This is a genomic window from Asaia sp. BMEF1, from assembly GCF_051628905.1.
Lineage (GTDB): Bacteria > Pseudomonadota > Alphaproteobacteria > Acetobacterales > Acetobacteraceae > Asaia.
Map to the genome: position 1 here is coordinate 1,473,780 of NZ_CP157575.1, position 18,211 is coordinate 1,491,990.

20 protein-coding genes are annotated in these 18,211 nt (G+C 55.3%); 13 read left to right on the top strand and 7 right to left on the bottom strand.

Going from position 1 to position 18,211, the window contains the following annotated elements:
• Positions 1-30 precede the first annotated feature (30 nt).
• From ABHV46_RS06320 to ABHV46_RS06350, 7 genes are all read left to right on the top strand, one after another.
• Positions 31-2,265, top strand: a complete 2,235-nt coding sequence (locus tag ABHV46_RS06320) for a chemotaxis protein CheA (protein WP_438383755.1) — start codon at positions 31-33, stop codon at positions 2,263-2,265.
• 39 nt (positions 2,266-2,304) lie between these two features.
• Positions 2,305-2,775, top strand: a complete 471-nt coding sequence (locus ABHV46_RS06325; RefSeq protein WP_336946227.1) for a chemotaxis protein CheW — start codon at positions 2,305-2,307, stop codon at positions 2,773-2,775.
• Positions 2,772-3,611 (top strand): CheR family methyltransferase, encoded by an 840-nt coding sequence (locus tag ABHV46_RS06330; RefSeq protein WP_438383759.1) that lies wholly within the window; start codon positions 2,772-2,774, stop codon positions 3,609-3,611. The genes ABHV46_RS06325 and ABHV46_RS06330 overlap by 4 nt, the downstream gene beginning before the upstream one ends.
• A 3-nt stretch (positions 3,612-3,614) precedes the next feature.
• Positions 3,615-4,667 carry a protein-glutamate methylesterase/protein-glutamine glutaminase gene (locus ABHV46_RS06335; protein ID WP_438383761.1) on the top strand — a complete coding sequence of 351 codons (1,053 nt, stop codon included), beginning with the start codon at positions 3,615-3,617 and terminating at the stop codon, positions 4,665-4,667.
• Between the two features lie 67 nt (positions 4,668-4,734).
• Entirely contained in the window at positions 4,735-5,124 is a 390-nt protein-coding gene (locus ABHV46_RS06340) for a response regulator (protein ID WP_336946230.1), read from the top strand.
• Positions 5,124-5,678 carry a chemotaxis protein CheD gene (locus ABHV46_RS06345; RefSeq protein WP_438384291.1) on the top strand — a complete coding sequence of 185 codons (555 nt, stop codon included), beginning with the start codon at positions 5,124-5,126 and terminating at the stop codon, positions 5,676-5,678. Before ABHV46_RS06340 ends, ABHV46_RS06345 begins: the two co-directional genes overlap by 1 nt.
• A 45-nt stretch (positions 5,679-5,723) precedes the next feature.
• Positions 5,724-6,068 carry a hypothetical protein gene (locus ABHV46_RS06350; RefSeq protein ID WP_336946231.1) on the top strand — a complete coding sequence of 115 codons (345 nt, stop codon included), beginning with the start codon at positions 5,724-5,726 and terminating at the stop codon, positions 6,066-6,068.
• 56 nt (positions 6,069-6,124) lie between these two features.
• On the opposite strand, the gene ABHV46_RS06355 is transcribed toward ABHV46_RS06350, so the two are convergent.
• Positions 6,125-6,484: a flagellar biosynthesis regulator FlaF gene (locus tag ABHV46_RS06355; protein ID WP_438383764.1), complete on the bottom strand. Its 360-nt coding sequence runs from the start codon at positions 6,482-6,484 to the stop codon at positions 6,125-6,127.
• Between the two features lie 134 nt (positions 6,485-6,618).
• Positions 6,619-7,266 (bottom strand): MotE family protein, encoded by a 648-nt coding sequence (locus ABHV46_RS06360; protein WP_438383766.1) that lies wholly within the window; start codon positions 7,264-7,266, stop codon positions 6,619-6,621.
• A 619-nt stretch (positions 7,267-7,885) separates the two neighbouring features.
• Between ABHV46_RS06360 and ABHV46_RS06365 the strand changes: the two genes are divergently transcribed.
• The gene (locus tag ABHV46_RS06365) at positions 7,886-8,866 is read left to right on the top strand and encodes a flagellin (RefSeq protein WP_336946237.1); all 981 of its coding nucleotides are present in this window, start codon (positions 7,886-7,888) and stop codon (positions 8,864-8,866) included.
• A 118-nt stretch (positions 8,867-8,984) separates the two neighbouring features.
• Here the strand turns inward: ABHV46_RS06365 and ABHV46_RS06370 are convergent, their stop codons facing one another.
• Complete coding sequence (locus tag ABHV46_RS06370) at positions 8,985-9,710, bottom strand: glycosyltransferase family 25 protein (RefSeq protein ID WP_438383772.1); 726 nt, start codon at positions 9,708-9,710, stop codon at positions 8,985-8,987.
• Positions 9,711-9,847: 137 nt separating this feature from the next.
• A complete protein-coding gene (locus tag ABHV46_RS06375) occupies positions 9,848-12,169 on the bottom strand; it encodes a glycosyltransferase (protein ID WP_438383774.1) in 2,322 nt (773 codons plus the stop codon).
• A 257-nt stretch (positions 12,170-12,426) separates the two neighbouring features.
• On the opposite strand from ABHV46_RS06375, the gene ABHV46_RS06380 reads away from it, so the two are divergent.
• Positions 12,427-13,407: a flagellin gene (locus ABHV46_RS06380; protein WP_336946237.1), complete on the top strand. Its 981-nt coding sequence runs from the start codon at positions 12,427-12,429 to the stop codon at positions 13,405-13,407.
• Between the two features lie 66 nt (positions 13,408-13,473).
• Here ABHV46_RS06380 and ABHV46_RS06385 read toward each other — a convergent pair whose 3' ends face one another.
• Positions 13,474-14,082, bottom strand: coding sequence for a hypothetical protein (locus tag ABHV46_RS06385; RefSeq protein ID WP_438383776.1), 609 nt, complete (start codon positions 14,080-14,082; stop codon positions 13,474-13,476).
• A 247-nt stretch (positions 14,083-14,329) separates the two neighbouring features.
• Between ABHV46_RS06385 and ABHV46_RS06390 the strand changes: the two genes are divergently transcribed.
• The 4 genes from ABHV46_RS06390 to ABHV46_RS06405 are packed head-to-tail and all read left to right on the top strand — an operon-like array spanning position 14,330 to position 16,923.
• Positions 14,330-14,665, top strand: a complete 336-nt coding sequence (locus ABHV46_RS06390) for a flagellar hook-basal body complex protein FliE (protein ID WP_336946239.1) — start codon at positions 14,330-14,332, stop codon at positions 14,663-14,665.
• 12 nt (positions 14,666-14,677) lie between these two features.
• Positions 14,678-14,953: a flagellar biosynthetic protein FliQ gene (locus ABHV46_RS06395; protein ID WP_336946240.1), complete on the top strand. Its 276-nt coding sequence runs from the start codon at positions 14,678-14,680 to the stop codon at positions 14,951-14,953.
• 45 nt (positions 14,954-14,998) lie between these two features.
• Positions 14,999-15,790, top strand: a complete 792-nt coding sequence (locus ABHV46_RS06400) for a flagellar biosynthetic protein FliR (RefSeq protein WP_438383779.1) — start codon at positions 14,999-15,001, stop codon at positions 15,788-15,790.
• A gap of 59 nt (positions 15,791-15,849) precedes the next feature.
• Positions 15,850-16,923, top strand: coding sequence for an EscU/YscU/HrcU family type III secretion system export apparatus switch protein (locus tag ABHV46_RS06405; RefSeq protein ID WP_438383781.1), 1,074 nt, complete (start codon positions 15,850-15,852; stop codon positions 16,921-16,923).
• A 26-nt stretch (positions 16,924-16,949) separates the two neighbouring features.
• On the opposite strand, the gene ABHV46_RS06410 is transcribed toward ABHV46_RS06405, so the two are convergent.
• Both ABHV46_RS06410 and ABHV46_RS06415 read right to left on the bottom strand, forming a co-directional pair.
• The gene (locus ABHV46_RS06410; RefSeq protein ID WP_438383785.1) at positions 16,950-17,432 is read right to left on the bottom strand and encodes a lipocalin-like domain-containing protein; all 483 of its coding nucleotides are present in this window, start codon (positions 17,430-17,432) and stop codon (positions 16,950-16,952) included.
• A 434-nt stretch (positions 17,433-17,866) separates the two neighbouring features.
• Entirely contained in the window at positions 17,867-18,028 is a 162-nt protein-coding gene (locus ABHV46_RS06415) for a DUF3309 family protein (RefSeq protein ID WP_081775719.1), read from the bottom strand.
• Positions 18,029-18,211 lie beyond the last annotated feature (183 nt).

The following is an 18,211-nucleotide window of genomic DNA, read 5'->3' on the forward strand; positions in this document are numbered from 1 at the left end:
GGCAGAATGAGCTCAGAGATGGATGATATCTTGGAAATTTTTTTCCAGGAATGCGACGAACAGCTGCAAGAGCTCGAGGCTGGCTTGTCGGCACTCGCCGCGGAGCGCGCCGAGCCAGACACGGTCAATGCGGTGTTTCGGGCGGTGCATTCGATCAAAGGCGGTGCGGCGTCCTTCGGATTGCAGAACCTTGTTCGCTTCTCCCATGTCTACGAAAACTCGCTCGACGGGGTGCGCTCTGACCGGATCCAGCCAACAAAAGAGATCATAGCGGTTTTTCTCAAAAGTATGGATGTTCTCAGCGACCTCGTCGTCGAGGCGCGAGGCGGCGCGACCGTCGATGCACAGCGCGTCAATGAGAGCCTCATTGAGCTGAGAATCGTCAATGGGGAAGCAACCGCAGAGCCAAAAGTGGACGAGGCCGGTTCGGGCGAATCAGTGTCGAGCGATCACGAATTCTGCCCGGTACCAATCGAGTTCGAGCCGGTAGCTTTCGACTTCGACCTGGATTTTGGACCCGAGCCTCAGGCGCAACAGGTCGTCACCTTCCATCCGCATGATTCGATGTATGGTTGCGGTGATGACGCACGCAACATTCTCCTGGCCCTGACGACACTCGCCCATGAAAAAGGCGAGGCCGCTGTCGTCGATTGCGTCTCGGACCAACTGCCCGAGTTCGAGAGTCTCTCGCCGGAAGTGTCCTATCTTTCATGGCGCGTCACCTTGCCGGAGAGTGTCAGCGAAAGCGCGATCCGGGACGCGTTCGACTGGGTTGTCGACAGCTGCGATTTCACGATCGGGTCGGGCGATGCCGCTGACGATACGCAGATGCCGGAAGATGCGCTGACAAGTGGGGAGCCCGAAGAAATTTCGGCTGGATCTACGGCCCCACCGGATTCGGGTCATATCGTCGCCCGATCTTCGTCCCTGCCTGTCGCTGAGGCGCGCCTGCCAGCCGAGAGAATCATCGAGGAATTCGCGCCGCCTGCCACAGCCTCGCGCGATGAAGAGCCTGCAACCATCGCAGCCGTCGCCCGCAAGACTGAAGCCGCTTCAATTCGCGTCGATCTCTCCCGTGTCGACGACCTGATGGATCTGGTCGGTGAGCTGGTGATTGCGCAGGCCGCAGTGCAGTCACTCGTCCAGAAAACCGGCGCTACCGATCATCACGATCTCATGCAGGGCATCGAAGGGATGCAAACCCTGACCCGCGACATCCAGGACGCGGTCATGTCGGTCAGAGCCCAGCCCGTACGCAGCGTATTCCAGCGTATGCAGCGTGTCGTGCGAGAAGCGAGCTCGATGACACAGAAATCCGTGTCGCTGGTTCTTGAAGGCGAAGATACGGAAGTCGATCGCACGCTAATCGAAAAACTGGCAGCGCCGCTTACCCACATGCTGCGAAATGCAGTAGATCATGGCATCGAAAAGACTGAAGATCGCATCGCGGCGGGCAAATCTCCCGAAGGCTGCATCACACTCTCTGCAGAGCATCGTTCCGGTCGTATTCTTATCACGATCAAGGACGACGGCGCTGGAGTAAATCACAAGCGCGTCTTCGAAACCGCAGTCAAGCGCGGGATCATCGCGCCGGATGCTACGCTGAGTGAAGACGAGATCAACAACCTCATCTTCACCCCCGGCTTTTCAACAGCATCGGAGATTTCCGACCTTTCAGGCCGTGGGGTCGGCATGGACGTGGTCAAGCAGGCCATCATGAGCCTCGGAGGCCGCATCGTCATTACAAGCGTATCAGGCAAGGGCAGTACGTTCAGCCTCAGCCTTCCGCTCACCCTCGCCATTCTGGACGGCATGCTGATTTCGGCCGAGGAGACCACGATGGTGATCCCGATCTCCGCCGTCTCGGAAGCGATCATTGTCAGCCAGGGCGATGTCTATTCCTTACCGGATGGCACCAATATCATCTCCAAGCGTGGGGAATGCATCCCGCTGCTCCCGCTTGGCTCGACGCTTGGGCTGGTCCCGCCACGGGCACGACATTCCCTGGAGGGCGCTGTCGTTCTGGTCGTCGAAAACGAATCTGGAAGCCGCGCGGCCCTGATCGTCGACGAGATCTGTGGACAGATGCAGGTCGTCATCAAGAGCATGGAGCGCAACTACCGTCATATCTATGGCGTCTCAGCAGCGACAATTCTGGGCGACGGGAGCGTGGCCCTCATCCTTGACGTTTCGGCGCTGGTCGCCACAGCCCTCAGCCAGAAAGACAACAAAGCAGCGCTCGGCCTTTCCGAGCTTGTGAACTAGGCCGCCGTGACCATGCTCAGCATCAATCAGGAAACGAAGATGACCGACCAGCTGACGACCAGCAAAGCCGCCGAAACGGCTTCGATAAAGATGATCGTTTTCGCCGTCGGCGCCCAGGAATATTGTATTCCCATACTCAGTGTGCGCGAGATTCGTGGCTTCGAAAAGACCACCACCCTCCCCTTTGCGCCCTCCTATGTCTGCGGCGCGATCAATCTACGCGGTATCATTCTGACCGTGATTGACCTGGCCGCTTATCTCAATATCCCACCCGAGCTCGAAAATTCGCGCCGCGTTGTTATTATCGTCGAGTCACGTGCCGGTGTCGTCTACGGCCTCCTGGTCGATCGCGTGATCGACCTTGCAGACATCAATACAGGTGACATCCAACCCACCTCGGACGAGGGCGCCTGCCTCCACGGGCTCGTGCTGATCGAAAGCCGTATGATCGGCATTCTCAAGCTCGATACCGTCGTAAAACACCTCGTCGGTGAATCCAGCAAAGAATGACGACAAGCATCACTCTCAGCGCGCCTGACTACACCGACTCTGATTTTCAGAGATTGCAGTCGATCGCGCGCGCGCAAGCAGGCATCTGCCTACCTGCGACGAAAAAAGCCCTGGTCTATTCTCGTGTTTCACGCAGGGTCAGGGAAATGCAACTCGGCTCATTCAAGGAGTACCTGGACTTCACGACCGGAAGCGCAGGCACCGTCGAAATGGAGAAGTTGATCTGTGCCCTGACGACAAATGTAACCGGCTTCTATCGCGAAAAGCATCATTTCGATCATCTGAAATCGGTCGTCATGCCGGATTTTGCCGCGGCACTACGCAAGGGTAAGCGAGGCCGGATCTGGTCGGCGGCCTGCTCTACCGGCCAAGAGCCCTGGAGCATTGCCATGAGTGTCGCAGGGAGCTTTCCGGAGATCGGCAATTTCGATTTCCGTATACTCGCCACAGATATCAACAGCGATGTTGTAGCGCGCGCAGCGAGCGCCACTTATGCCCCTGACGAACTCGAAGGCATACCAGAGAAGGACAGATCTCTTTTCCTTAAAGAATCCGAAGGTGGATTGCGATTTTCAGAAGGCCTCAGACGATTGCCCAGCTTCCGTGTCCTGAACCTGAACGCAGCCTGGCCGTTTCATGGCACGTTCTCGGTCATATTTTGCAGGAATGTCGTAATCTACTTCGATGACGAGACGCGCGAAGCCCTTTGGAAGCGCCTTGCAGAGAGAATTGAACCGGGTGGTTTTCTCTACGTGGGTCATTCCGAAAGAGTCGCCAATGCCAAGCAATGCGGGTTGGTCAATATCGCGCCCACAATCTATCAGAAAGAAGACTGAGCGATGACGTCACCCGTAAAAGTCCTTGTGGTCGACGATTCTCGCACGGCGCGCGCCATGATTCGCCATGCATTTCAAAGCCACCCTGACCTCGTTATTTCAGGAGAAGCTTCCAATCCCCTTGAGGCCAGAGACCTGATCATCAAGGATCAGCCAGATGTCATCACGCTCGACATCGAAATGCCCAATATCAATGGTCTGCAGTTTCTCGAGAAAATCATGCGCTTACGCCCGATACCGGTGGTGATGGTATCGAGCCTGACCGAACGCAACGCGGAAATAGCCCTTACCGCATTACAGATGGGGGCATTCGATTGCTTCCCGAAAACGACGGCCACCATTCCAGGCACGAATGCCTATGCGGGGCTACCCGGAATTGTCCGACAGGCGGCACGATCAAAGCCCGTTATCAGAACCGGTGCGGTTCCCTCTCCTGCTGCGCTACCGGAGCGGAAGTCCTGGCAACAAACATATGATCTGGTCGCCATTGGCTCATCGACGGGCGGTGTCGAAGCGATCGAAGAAGTGCTTAGCGGCTTTCCGGCTAATAGCCCGCCAATCGTCATATGCCAGCACATGCCTGCGTTCTTCACGACCAGCTTCGCCGAACGGCTGAACAAGAAGCTCGATACGCTTACCATCAGCGAAGCGAGCGATCGTGAGATGCTCCTTCCAGGGCACGTACGCATTGCTCCAGGCGGTACGCGCCACATGACCGTAACCCGCACTGAACATGGCCTCGCGACGCGCCTTGTTCAGGCTCCGGCGGTAAACGGGCATGTGCCCTCTGTAGATGTCCTGTTCGATAGCGTCGCAGAACAGGTAGGCGCGAAAGCACTGGGTATTATCCTGACAGGAATGGGCCAGGACGGCGCAGAAGGTCTGCTCGCGCTCAAGCGCGCCGGGGCCTGGACAATTGCGCAGGACAAGGCATCTTCTGTCGTCTATGGAATGCCGAGAGTCGCTGCGGAGCTTGGGGCCGCAGCCCAGATCGTAGCCCTGAACCAGATCAGTAGTGCAGCCATGAATGCCCACACGCGCCAGCCCCTTCCGTAAAAACAGAACTCCTATCGCGCAGAAACGCGTGATACTTTTCAGCATCGCGAAGACTTAAGGACAGAAAATGCCCGCAGCCTCTCAAATACGAGCCCTGATCGTCGACGATCAGGCCTCCATACGTCAGGTTCTCGCTAATAATCTGGCGCAGCTGGGGTTTACACAGGTCGCCCAACGCAAGGACGGGAAGGAGGCTTTGGAGTATCTGGGCCAGAATCCGACCCATCTCGTTATTTCAGACTTCAACATGCCTGTGATGGACGGCCTCGCGCTCCTGCGCGCGGTGCGTGAAAATCCGAAAACGCAAAAGACCGCCTTTGTCATCCTGACCAGCGAAACAAGCAGGGATCTTGTTCAAGAAGCTATCAAGGCTGGGGTCAATAACTTTCTCGCCAAGCCCTATACTGTCGCAAAACTACGCGAAGTGCTGGAGAAGGTCTTCGGACCTATCACGTGATGCAGACACCCACACGCACCGTTATTCAGGGCGACGTAGTGATCTCCCGAGACGGAGACACCCTTCTGACGACCCTGCTGGGCTCGTGCATTTCGGTATGCATGTACGACCCGCTTGCACAGGTTGGAGGCATGAATCATTTTCTCCTTCCTAGTGGCGACGGATGTGACAACAATACGGCTCTGCGCTTTGGGGTGAACGCCATGGAGAAACTCGTAAACGGGATACTCAGCGCAGGCGGTCGGCGCGAGCGGCTTCTCTGCAAGGCGTTCGGCGGTGCCGCCATTGTTCCTTCTCTGGGTCATATTGGTAAAGAAAATAAAGCCTTTGTCTTGCGCTATCTTGCTGACGAGCATCTCTCCTGCGTTTCCCAAAGCCTGGGAGGCACTCAAGCCAGACGAATTCGATTCTGGCCCACCACAGGTAGAGCACAACAAAACTTGGTCGAAGATGCTGGTTCAGTTGGCATACAAGAGCAGATTTACAACAAAAAAGAAGCTGCATTCGAAAAGAAATGGAAAAATACGCAAGATTCAAATATCGAGCTGTTTTAACAAAGCTAAATTTCCATCTGTAATTTTTCCCTAGGAGCTACGCTGTTGAACACACAACCGCGCGACGTAATTTCAAACATCGTTCAGCAGCTCGTCACTACTCATGGTGACCTGCTCAGCGTTCAGGCAGCCATCGAGCGTTCAGCCCTAGGGAATGCGTTCCATGAAAATGAAATTGTTAATTTACAGAAACTCGATCACGCAACGCAGTTTGTGGATGCGATCACCACTATCCTGCAAAATCTGATCAGCGTTGTGCCATGGGAAGGAAATTCAGAAATAGCGCTCGACGCAGTACTGCAAAATGTCAGTCTCGGTAGCATTCATGGGCTATTTAGAGGCCGTGCCTCCGAAAGCGATGCGGCAGCTGGAGAAATGGATTTTTTCTAAATTGAGACGCGGGAACGCGATGCAGCGCAGAACTGGGCCCCTCAGGGCGTGCCGCCTTACTCCTGAGTAGCCAAAAGGCCGTCCAGAACATCTTGGGCAATATCTATCAGAGGGTCGAGAGAGAGTTCGGTTTCCAGAATAGCCTGAATTCCGTAGCGCTGCGCCTGATCGGCTAGGTTGACGATCAGAGCACGATCGTCGCTTGGCGTCTGCCCGCCATCGAGAATATTGGCCTTCATGATGAGCGACCAGAGTTTCTGATGGCGATCGAGTGCCTTGAGACGGATAACGGTATCATCGGTGACAGAAGCCGAGCGCAGCTCATTGATCAGCATGGTAAAGCAAGCAATTTCCGCCTCCCGGCCCGAGAGCGACGTTTCAGCAACGGCCTGATAGGCCTTCAGGGCTGGGTGCATTATTGTCTCACCGTTACATTAAGGGCCGAGCGCCTGAAAAGAGAGGCGCTCACGCGACGATATCCGACCTTTCGTCGGTAGAAAACTGCGACACACGGCGCACGCTCAAAGAGCGAAGCGCATAAAGGGTAAAGTCACTCCTTGAGAGACGCCCCCCTGTCGGAGTCTGGATGCGGTAGCCAAGAGAGAACGCCGGAAGACGACGCTCGCCCCGAAGCGGGGTCATGATTGGCGCGAAAATTACGCACTCCCGCAAGATATTGCGACACCGTATTTACCCGCTCCGGGAACATATATCCCATAATTGCAGAAATCTTTCTCGGATTCATACTATTCGCGATCGAGACAAGAACATGAATATCCATGATATTAAATACAGCAGCAGCCTCTCTGGGCGGCATTTCCTCATATATTTTCACGAGGCGCGTCGTTTCAGCAGCCATCGTCTCGCGATGGCGCGCCTGTTTTTCAGACAGTTCCGCCATGGAGTTATCGATCGCGCGCATACGTTCTTCGAGGACAATACGTGCCGAATCGAGAACTCGCTTTTGCTCTTCGAGTTTCTTTTGCTCTTCGTCGATCGAGCCCTGCTTTGCCAGTATATTTTTGACGATTTCGGACTGCGCCTGATCGGTAGAAGACATCGCACTCTGAGCAGGATCACCATCTGCCAGGCATGGCCCGACACCACAAGGCGAAGAACGTCCGTCATTTTTAAGGAATGCAGCCTCGACTGGCATCGCGTTCGGCGTTTTCTGAGCGCCCTCACCCAGGCCGGGCACCGAACGCCAGCCCTGCTTGGCAGCGATATCGCCACGACTAGACTCATTCACCTCTGGAGCTATCGACGAATCCGCCTTCGCAGGTGGCGCCGAAAGGTCTGCATCGCTATGAGAGCCAGGTGACGCAACGCGATCATCCTGACCGATATGCCTGGCCAGCGCATGAACGTTCATTGCAAGAGACAATGTCATCAGAATGGTCGAAACATGAAGCAATCGTCCGAGGGGCAGTCGCGGCATGGCCAGTCAACCTAATCAATCAATAATAAAAGATAAATCTCCGATGATTTTTCAGCACCCAAATGAGAAACTGAAACAAAAATCAAAGCATCAAACTTAGTTAATATCTCTATGCCGCAATATCACATGACCATGAATATCTTCATAAAATCACACTCACGTAATAGTTACCCGGTGACGATTTAGCAAGCGGATTTTCGCGCTGTATGCGGCTCTGCGTTTGCTCAGATGGAGCAGAGCATAGGAAATACCCCGCCCTAGGCACAATAAGGTGCACCACCGGTCTCAAAACCGCTATTCTGGTAATCTTCTCTTATCCATTTCGGGATTTATGGTGTTTGCGTGGCCCGATCGCTGGGCGAGCACCAGGAGAAATTCGATGAGCCTTTCAATCAACACCAATGCCTCGGCGATGGTCGCCGTTCAGACCCTGAACGCAACCCAGACCGCCCTGAGCAGTGCAGAAAACACCATTTCGACCGGCCTCAAGGTCTCGAGCGCAGCTGATAACGCCGCTGCCTACGGCATCGCACAGCAGATGCAGGGCAACGTGTCCGGCCAGTCCGCCGTCAATGACGGTCTGTCCTTCGCCGCACAGACGGTCAGCTCGACCAGCACCGCCGTCAACCAGATCATCAGCGTGCTCAACAGCGTTCAGAACGCCGTCACCACGCTCGGCAACAATCAGGGCAGCCCCGCCGCCCTCGACCAGATCGGCACGCAGATCACAGGCCTGCTCCAGCAGATCGACACCATCGCACGCAATGCGACCTTCAACGGCGTCAACCTGATCGCCGGCAGCACCACAGACGGTCTGGGCATCACTGCCAACAGCCTGAAATACATCACCGGCCTTCAGGGTGATCAGACCACGGTCACGGGCTTCAATGCCGCCATCGCATCCTACATGGGTGGCACGAGCTCCGCAGGTGCTCCGAGCGTGTCCAGCTCGTTCTTCCAGACGGGCGTTGCCGGCACCAGCCTCACCGACGCTCTCGGACTGACCACCGGCGGCGGCACCGCAGGCGCCTCGCCGACCGCAAACGTCTTCGAAGCTTCGGGCGCATTGTCCGGCACAAAAGATGTCTCTTCGATGATTGCCCAGGTCCAGTCCGCCATCAAGGCAATGACGTTCGTTACCTCGACGCTGGGCGCCAACAGCAACGTCATCAAGAACATGAGCACCTACGGCTCAACCATCTCCGACAACCTTACCAACGGCATCGGCGCACTGACCGACGCCGACATGTCTGCCGCCAGCGCCAAGCTGACCTCGCTGCAGACCAAGCAGTCGCTCGCCATCAAATCGCTCACGATCGCTAACTCGCAGTCGCAGAACATCCTCTCGCTCTTCCAGTAAACGTAAAAAACCCTTGCTCCTCAAAAGGAGCAAGGGCCTCTCGCAATACTCAAATAACCATAAATCCTACTCGACAGGATTTACAGTACCTCTCATCCGCCCCGGCTTTTGACAGGCGTCAGCGTTTTTGCACCGTACTGGCTTTCACGTCATTCTTCGCAAGGACCAGAGGGGGAAAAGCCACCCAGGCATTCAAAGTGTCATAAATAGCCGCCATCATGTCATCAATGCCGGTATTATCCTTTTGTATTTCGATTCCAGGATAAAAGACTGACATTGGACGCAAAGGAAGCACGTGAGGCAGCAGGCGCCTGATACCTGAATCAGAAATGGAATATCCGACGAGGCCATGGGCCCGTAATAGTCCGAACAGTGTCGGTCTTACCGATCTGGTTTTGAATTCCGCTTTGTGCTGCAAAAGATTTTCATGATCGAAGCGCGATGTACAGAAAAAGCCGATTTCGGCGGATCGAAAAGTCAAATAGGCGTCGGTGTTGTATCCCCAAAGAACCAGATCCCAGTTTTCAGGGAGCGTCTCAATTAAATTGCGACTTTCGGTGGCAAATTCCTCGTTAATGATCGCGTCATCTTCGAATATGGTACACGCACCACCTGCATTAAGAGTACTCGTCCAGATCGAAAGATGAGACAATGCGCATCCGAGTGCGCCCGGTGTATAATCGAGTGCAGGATCCAGCACATTTTGTTCGATCAGCCCCGCCCGGTCGAGTGCCTGACCATCGATCGCATGAAAGATCTTGATATCGGAGAAAAGCGGATTATCCGTTCTGAATGCCGCAAGTCGTTCTGGCGTACGATCGAGTGTGATAAGCCATGTATCCATTTGGAATATACTTTCCCCTAAATTCCATTTGAGACAGGGGGTTGCTTACAATCAAACCGACCGGTCGCGAAAAGCAACCGGCACTCGGCCCCTGCAACATTCGAGCTGCGATATTTTTTGGCCGCCGGCATGGTCACTCAGAGCGGTCGATATCGTACGACCTCCGTCATTCCGGGAGACCCCTTTATAATCAGCTTGGCGACGACCTCGGTCTGCAGATTGAAGGGCGGCGCGGTGAAATCCAGACGCCCACCACGAATATGCTTTCCATCTTCCTTGTCGTCATTCACAATCGGAAAATCCGGCAACATGTAATTTACGGTAATGATCTCCGGGAAATCGCGCAGGTTATCGAAAGCCCTCATGATCGAGCGATTGGAAAGATGCTGGAAAACATCTTTGACAATGACCAGATCGCACCGCGCGGTCGGGCTTTGCTCAACGAGATTCAGGACGTCGAAAGTGACATTATCAAGCCCGGCGTAGACCATCTTGTTCCGTGCCACGACGTCCTCGACAACATCGAAGGCCAGAAACTGCGTAGCAGGGCAACGTTGGGCTATCTGAGAGCCCACACGAAAATCGCCACACCCGACATCCAGCACCACCTTTGCACCGATACGGGTAATGTAATGGCTCATGAAGTTAATATAGTCCTCACAGCGCTCCGGATCTGATCCGACGCCTGAGTATATCTTACCTTCGCCGCCCCATTCATTATTATTATATATATCCCTGAATATAGCAGGGAGCCCTGGCTCCGTTTCGCGCTTTTCATGAAAAACAACACGTTTCTGTCGTGCTTTTTCAAGACCTGCCAGCGCCCCTACATCCAGATAATCGCGGCACAGTGTCGAATAGGTGTCGTTACGCCGGAAAACCGCTCTCTCATCGACTTCCTTGAGAATGGGCCAGGCCATACTTTCCCAGAGATGAAAAACGAACGCCTCCGGGAAGTCGGATTTTCTCTCGAACAATGCCTCCAGACCGACCTGGTCCCATGAGGGAACAAAGAACGCCTCTGGCCGCAGCACGTGAACCAGATCAGGCTGAGCCTTGCTGAGCAGGTACGGCATCTTTGTAGAAGAATGCGCCCAAAAGCGTGAGTCGAAATACCTGTAGGCATCCCACCATTTTGCCATGAACTCCGCTCCCGGCGGAGAAATCATAATGGCATTGCCAAGGCTTTCGGACTCAGCACGTGGCGTGGTCGAGGCCAGCTCCTGCGCCATGACGGTGCGCGAAGGCGAGCAGATTGACTCCATGTTCTGGATCGTGATCGTGTCCAGATCCAGATAGATACCACCGTAATTCAGCAATACGCACATCCGAACGATGTCTGATCGATGAGCCGGATGCATCACCGGATTGCCGAATATACGCTGGGGCATGGGCACCGTGACGATTTCGGCAATCTCCTTGATGGCCTCCCAGTAGGGGCCGCCACGCTCGCCCAGACACCAGACAAGCACGCGAAAGCCTGGATGCTTCGCCGCTGCGGACCGCACTGCCATGTAATGACTGAAGCCGAAAGGCCTGACTCCCGGATGTTTTTTATTAGAGAAGTAGTCGATCTCATCGAGACCATCGTTTTTTGGTGTCGTTTCGACAAAATGGATCAGCTTGGGAAAACTCCCGACGATCGCCGCCGGGATGGGCGCGCAACCTGCCTCGCGCAAACACCGGTCGAGAACCAGCTTCATATCCGGCCGAGAATAATCGAACGCCTCTCCGATCGCTCCGACAGACGGAAATACGTCTTCCGGCAGCTTACCGACAATGAGAGGCGGAAAAGAAACATAGGATGAAATGATTTTATTTTCTATCAGCATAGAAAACAAAACACCTATATCGAAACCTTTCACCTCTCTACTTGCGCATTTATTACGATAAACGTATTCTCGAATAGGCAAAGAACCTAAAAGCTTGCTCGCGCCAGCTGGTGAAACCGTGTAAGCTGAAATTCCTTCCATGGCAGAAAGGGGCATCAACGTTGCTGGAAATTCTACTGCCTCAAGCGGCCGCGACGCACCTGCAGAAGGATGATCGTCGTATTTGATGACACAATCACCCAGCTGATGGGGCATTTTAACGATCAGAAGGCCGTTATAATCGACCCCCCAAACGATAAGATCCCAAGGCGTGGAGATTCTAGCAACGAGGGCCGCAGATTCTTCTTCAAAATTTTCCGGAATCGATGATCTGTCGGTTGCAATGGTCCTGTTCGCCCCTGAAGCCGCACACTGGCTCCACTGAATGACATGCGAAAAAACATCCGCAATCTGGGCGTCCGTCGCCAGAGCGTTGGCATCGAGCAGTCCGTTTTCGGCCATATAAAGCCGATCGACAGCTTTTGCTTCGAACGCGTCGACAAACGTAACGAGAGCGCTCGGGAGATTCCTGCGCTTGAATTTTTTCAAGGGTTCCGGGCCAGGTCTGGAGAGCACGAAAAGAGACATCGACAGGCTCCCGGGCCGCAGTATCATTGATGAATGGTTAAAAATCTGCCGAGTCACGTTTGTGCTCTTCGAAGTCCATTTTTATGGCTTAGGATTTTCGCCATGACAACGGCTTGAAGCCTCGTCCTGCGCAGGTTTTTATCCAAATAAAGCGAAGCATAAAGACAGGCACCTATTCTGGTAATCTTCTCTTATCCATTTCGGGATTTATGGTGTTTGCGTGGCCCGATCGCTGGGCGAGCACCAGGAGAAATTCGATGAGCCTTTCAATCAACACCAATGCCTCGGCGATGGTCGCCGTTCAGACCCTGAACGCAACCCAGACCGCCCTGAGCAGTGCAGAAAACACCATTTCGACCGGCCTCAAGGTCTCGAGCGCAGCTGATAACGCCGCTGCCTACGGCATCGCACAGCAGATGCAGGGCAACGTGTCCGGCCAGTCCGCCGTCAATGACGGTCTGTCCTTCGCCGCACAGACGGTCAGCTCGACCAGCACCGCCGTCAACCAGATCATCAGCGTGCTCAACAGCGTTCAGAACGCCGTCACCACGCTCGGCAACAATCAGGGCAGCCCCGCCGCCCTCGACCAGATCGGCACGCAGATCACAGGCCTGCTCCAGCAGATCGACACCATCGCACGCAATGCGACCTTCAACGGCGTCAACCTGATCGCCGGCAGCACCACAGACGGTCTGGGCATCACTGCCAACAGCCTGAAATACATCACCGGCCTTCAGGGTGATCAGACCACGGTCACGGGCTTCAATGCCGCCATCGCATCCTACATGGGTGGCACGAGCTCCGCAGGTGCTCCGAGCGTGTCCAGCTCGTTCTTCCAGACGGGCGTTGCCGGCACCAGCCTCACCGACGCTCTCGGACTGACCACCGGCGGCGGCACCGCAGGCGCCTCGCCGACCGCAAACGTCTTCGAAGCTTCGGGCGCATTGTCCGGCACAAAAGATGTCTCTTCGATGATTGCCCAGGTCCAGTCCGCCATCAAGGCAATGACGTTCGTTACCTCGACGCTGGGCGCCAACAGCAACGTCATCAAGAACATGAGCACCTACGGCTCAACCATCTCCGACAACCTTACCAACGGCATCGGCGCACTGACCGACGCCGACATGTCTGCCGCCAGCGCCAAGCTGACCTCGCTGCAGACCAAGCAGTCGCTCGCCATCAAATCGCTCACGATCGCTAACTCGCAGTCGCAGAACATCCTCTCGCTCTTCCAGTAAACGTAAAAAACCCTTGCTCCTCAAAAGGAGCAAGGGCCTCTCGCAATACTCAAATAACCATAAATCCTACTCAACAGGTCCGCTCAAGATTCGCGCTGCTACGATGACCGGGCTTCCAGCCGTGTCGGCGCCGGTACGAAACGTCGTCCATTTTCCAAGCGAGAAAACCCAGGTGCCCGTAAAACTCGCGACCTGGACATGCGGCTTACAATTTCCTTCTGACTGGCTGTCATCCTGACGACCGCATTGGGCCAGATCCGCATCGCCGATCGGAATATAAATATTCGTGTTCAGGCGTGCCGTTCGGCCGTGAATCTGGATTGACCCGTCGATGCCCGTTTTCTGTCCCTGCTGACCGTTATTCGCCGTATCGTCAGGGGCTCCGCGCGTAACGATATCGATATACTTCGTCTCGTTATCCGCACAAATTTCCACAGAGGCCGATCCGATGACCTGCCCCTGTGCGCCCGTTCGCCCTTGCACCACCGCCTGTATTTCAGCCACGCGCACAACCCCCGCAGGGCAACGCAAACTATCACCATTCCCGTGATAGACAGTCGTCTCGCCTGAAGCCACCGCAGCCATCGGCCAGGCACCCAGCATCAGGCTCGACGCGATACCCGCGACATGGCGGACCCGCCGCGCCTTCAGAACAATCTCCTGCGTTCCTGGCACCCGAATATTCCCCGATTTTCGTTATGAATTATGCGATCTGACCCTAATCCAGAATCAACGGAGCGATAAGAGCCCATAAACTGAAATAGTTGATAAAACGCTTGTTTTCCAACTCCCGGACGCGCGTTTCTTTCAATCGTCCCACGCGTGCCGAAACATGTTGCTCGCGCCCGAGGATCACGTTACCAACACAATCTCAAGGGCAACTGGCGCCCATAACAGTCCCAATCAAATTCGGTGCAGGCTCATGATCAGCGACATCACAACACGCAGTTTCGATGCGTTGAATGCCTATGGACAGACGCAACGCACCCTTCAAGGCGCCCTGAATCCGGCAGAAGCCGCCGAGCCATCGAACGATTCAGTCACGAGTTTCAGCAACGTGCTCGGAGATGCTCTTAAAAACGCCGTTCATGTTGGAAAAACAGCTGAGACACAGGCGGCTACAGGCCTGTCTGGCGGTGGTGACATGACGGATATCGCCACTTCGGTCGCTGAAGCCAAATTGACGCTGCAAACTGTCACGACAGTTCGCGACCGCTTCGTTCAGGCCTATCAAGACATCATGAAGATGTCGATCTGACGTGCTCGCGCGATGCAGCACTCTGTCGATATCCACGAAATTCTGCAACAGAGCCTGTTCGTTGCCGTGAAGATGGGCGCTCCATCGCTTCTTGCTTCTCTTGCGGCCGGCATTCTGGTGTCGCTATTTCAGGCAGTTACCCAGGTCAACGAAGCCACACTGTCTTTTGTGCCCAAATTCGTCGCAGCGACCGCCGCGCTTATGCTGACCAGCTCTTTTCTCTACGCGACGCTTCACAGCTACGCGATGCAAATATTCGATCAAATGGTTATCGCCGGGGGATCATGATCTGTGTCGCCGCTCTTCCGGCCTTGACCAGCCTGAGCATGGGCTATGAATGATCTCTCTCTACCGCTCCCCGTTCTTGCCGCTCTTTTCGTCCTGACCCTGTGTCGGGTCAGCGCGCTTGTAATGACGGCACCAGGGCTCGGTGAGAGCACTTCCCCCATGACTGTACGGGCAGGGCTCGCGCTGACATTATCGATACTGATCCTGCCGCTGGTTCAGCCGCATCTTACGCCAATCGCTTCCCGAATCATGACAAGCCCCCCGCTCCTGGTGGCCGCCATTGCACAGGAGCTGCTCGTCGGTGCCTTTATCGGCTGGATAGCTCGCCTGGTCGCCCTCTCGCTCGTTATCGCCATGCAGTTCATCGCCACCTTTACCGGCCTTGCGAGCATATTGCAGCCAGACCCCGATCTCGGCGCTTCCAGCACGGCGATCAGCCACATGGCATCGTTTCTGATCCCGGTTCTTTTCCTGACAACCGGCCTCTACGTTTTTCCACTGGCCGCATTAACCGGGTCGTACACTGTGTTCCCTCCCGGACAAATGCCCTTGGTCAACGACATGGCGAAAGCGATCGTTATCGCCACAGCACTCAGCTTCAAGCTGGGAATTCAATATGCCGCGCCTTTCGTTCTTATCGGCACCTTATGGCCGGCAATGCTGGGGGTGCTGAACAGGCTCATGCCAGCGATACAGGTCTATGGTATTGCCATGCCGGCACAGCTGCTCGGAGGGGTTCTACTGATTGCTCTGCTCATTCAGGTGATTACGGGCGTCTGGCAGGAACGTATGCAGGAAGCGCTTTCGGAATTGCCAGGCATCCATGCTCAGCGCTGAAGCAGAACGCGGTCAATGCGTACTCCCGGCGATACTGAGCGTGACGGGAGAGCCGCGCGATGGCTGAAGAGAGTAGCAGCGAAGATCGCACACAGGCTCCTACAGCACGACGCCTCTCAAAAGCCCGGGAAGATGGCAATGTCGCGCAGTCGCGCGAAACGCAGATGCTGCTGGTTCTTGGCGTTTTCCTTGCCGTCTTTGCTCTCGTGGGAACAGCGTCGGCAACCCGCTTTGTCACCCATATGCACGGATTGATCGAACATTTTTCCACCCCGGTGGACGACATGGCAACCATCGGCATCGTCACTCAGCAGGCCCTGAAGGAGGGCATAATCCTGATGGCACCCATGGCTCTGGCGAGCCTGTTCACTGTCATCATCTTCAGCATGTTCCAGACACAGTTTCTTTTTCGCCCGCAAGCTCTGGCCCCGGACATTACCCGGCTCTCTCCCCTGGCTGGCCTGAAGCGGGTTTTCAGCGTCCGTAATCTGGTAGAGCTTCTCAAAAGCCTTACAAAATTCCTGATTTTCGGAATTGTCCTCTATAGTATTGCCTCAGGGACACTCGACATTGCGCCCGAGGCCGAAAGATGGACGATCCGCCGCCTGACCTACGAGCTTGTTTCCTGGTTCATCTATGCGACCTTGATCATTCTTCTCGTTCAGGCGGGCATAGCGGCCCTGGATGAACTTTGGACACGCTACAGCCGGGTCCAGAAACTTCGCATGAGTCATCAGGATATCAAGGACGAAACCAAGCAGGAGGACGGTGACCCTAAGATCAAAGCCAAGCGCCATCAGATCCGCATGCGCCGGGCACGGCAGCGCATGATCCAGTCCGTCAAGAAAGCGACCGTGGTTGTGACAAACCCGACGCATTATGCTGTCGCGCTATATTACGAAAGCACGGAGGCTGCGGCCCCTAAGATTGTTGCAAAAGGCGCCGACGAACTCGCAGCCCGAATAAGAGAAGCCGCTCAGGACGCTCGCGTGCCGATTGTAAACAGCCCGCCTCTTGCCCGCGGTCTGTATGCCCTTCCTCTCGACACCGAAATTCCGCCCGAATTTTTCAAGCCGGTTGCCGCCATCATCGCGTATGTCATCAAGCTCAAAACACCCCGCTCGCGGGCATGAGCGCACGAGCGGGATCGACGAATCCCCTATACCGGTACGATCCTGCGAAAACGGATGAGGCTGCGGGTCAATTTCTCGGGCGCCCAGTTGGGCATATGACGCCAGGGGGTCGTGACATTGGCGATATCGTCGGTGAGAGTGACGAACCGCTTCTGCTCTGACCCAACCCATTCAGGCACCCAGGCGGTCTCGATCTGGGTAATCCAGGCATTCCCCTCGATACGGAAGCGCCCGATATAGGAAACGAGTGTCTGGAGCAGCGCAGCGCGATCGGCGTCGTTGCGGGCAGGCGTTCTACCCTCGCCTTCGAGATTGAAGGCCACCCAGCCATCTGCAGTGAAAATGACGCGGCCGCGCGGGGCCTCACCCATAGCTGGAACGAGACAGGCCGTATCACGTTCCTCGACGCTATAGGCGATAAGCTCCCACGTACCGATGAGAGCCTGACGCAGCGATTCCCCCGTCACCTCTTCGATCGACGGCTTTGTCGCCATAGTCTCACCTGTCATCCAATACGCCCCGCTCAATGATCGCCATTACTTGTCGTGCAACTTGTTATATCCCTGTTTTCATAAAATTCGACGCCTATCCTGTTCAACACAAGATCGCGCGAAGTCCTGAATTGGGGCGCAGAACAAAGCAGAAGATGGCGCGGGGCGCTAGTGTCGGAAAGGCAGACCTGCCATGCTGGCGAAGCTCGCGCCAGTCTCTGCCTGATCTCTCGAAGTTTGGCAGGGGTGGTTCAGGTAGAGACGGGCAAAGCAAACATCGGCCTGGCAGAAATGGCGATCAAGAGCTGGCACTACATGCGCAAACCGGGTCGGGACTACCCCCGACCCGGCTCAGACCCAAGCCACTCAGATCTCCACCCTCTTAACACCGGGGAAGAACAGAGAAGGCAGGGTCTACGGCTACAGAGAGGGTCCGGTAAAAAACTGGGAAGTTACAGCCTACCCATCAGGATCAAAATCACCAGAACCAGTACGATGAGTCCTACGCCACCGCCGGCGCCATAACCGGTCCAGGCTGTTCCATACCAACCACCGTAACCACCAAAAGTGCCTAGCAGCAGGAGTACGATGATAATAAGAACGATGATATTCATGGTGGGCTTCCCCCGGCGGCAGTCATGATTGCCCCGCCGTGAGCCCTACACGTTTCAGAAGGGCTCAGGTTCGCCGCCACCGCGGCCATCGACCCATATTTTAGGTTACTATGCATTTTATGCCACAGCCGTTACAATTTGCGGAGCGCACGCACTGCTGAAACAGAGCGTCCTCCGACAGAC

What these genes read in the sequence shown, in the direction of transcription:
- ABHV46_RS06335 (WP_438383761.1), top strand. Translation starts at nt 3,615, where the DNA reads ATGACGTCACCCGTAAAAGTCCTTGTGGTCGACGATTCTCGCACGGCG.
- ABHV46_RS06395 (WP_336946240.1), top strand. Translation starts at nt 14,678, where the DNA reads ATGCAGCACTCTGTCGATATCCACGAAATTCTGCAACAGAGCCTGTTC.
- ABHV46_RS06375 (WP_438383774.1), bottom strand. Translation starts at nt 12,169, where the DNA reads ATGTCTCTTTTCGTGCTCTCCAGACCTGGCCCGGAACCCTTGAAAAAA.
- ABHV46_RS06410 (WP_438383785.1), bottom strand. Translation starts at nt 17,432, where the DNA reads ATGACAGGTGAGACTATGGCGACAAAGCCGTCGATCGAAGAGGTGACG.
- ABHV46_RS06340 (WP_336946230.1), top strand. Translation starts at nt 4,735, where the DNA reads ATGCCCGCAGCCTCTCAAATACGAGCCCTGATCGTCGACGATCAGGCC.
- ABHV46_RS06390 (WP_336946239.1), top strand. Translation starts at nt 14,330, where the DNA reads ATGATCAGCGACATCACAACACGCAGTTTCGATGCGTTGAATGCCTAT.
- ABHV46_RS06370 (WP_438383772.1), bottom strand. Translation starts at nt 9,710, where the DNA reads ATGGATACATGGCTTATCACACTCGATCGTACGCCAGAACGACTTGCG.
- ABHV46_RS06325 (WP_336946227.1), top strand. Translation starts at nt 2,305, where the DNA reads ATGACCGACCAGCTGACGACCAGCAAAGCCGCCGAAACGGCTTCGATA.
- ABHV46_RS06345 (WP_438384291.1), top strand. Translation starts at nt 5,124, where the DNA reads ATGCAGACACCCACACGCACCGTTATTCAGGGCGACGTAGTGATCTCC.
- ABHV46_RS06365 (WP_336946237.1), top strand. Translation starts at nt 7,886, where the DNA reads ATGAGCCTTTCAATCAACACCAATGCCTCGGCGATGGTCGCCGTTCAG.
- ABHV46_RS06355 (WP_438383764.1), bottom strand. Translation starts at nt 6,484, where the DNA reads ATGCACCCAGCCCTGAAGGCCTATCAGGCCGTTGCTGAAACGTCGCTC.
- ABHV46_RS06405 (WP_438383781.1), top strand. Translation starts at nt 15,850, where the DNA reads ATGGCTGAAGAGAGTAGCAGCGAAGATCGCACACAGGCTCCTACAGCA.
- ABHV46_RS06380 (WP_336946237.1), top strand. Translation starts at nt 12,427, where the DNA reads ATGAGCCTTTCAATCAACACCAATGCCTCGGCGATGGTCGCCGTTCAG.
- ABHV46_RS06415 (WP_081775719.1), bottom strand. Translation starts at nt 18,028, where the DNA reads ATGAATATCATCGTTCTTATTATCATCGTACTCCTGCTGCTAGGCACT.
- ABHV46_RS06330 (WP_438383759.1), top strand. Translation starts at nt 2,772, where the DNA reads ATGACGACAAGCATCACTCTCAGCGCGCCTGACTACACCGACTCTGAT.
- ABHV46_RS06400 (WP_438383779.1), top strand. Translation starts at nt 14,999, where the DNA reads ATGAATGATCTCTCTCTACCGCTCCCCGTTCTTGCCGCTCTTTTCGTC.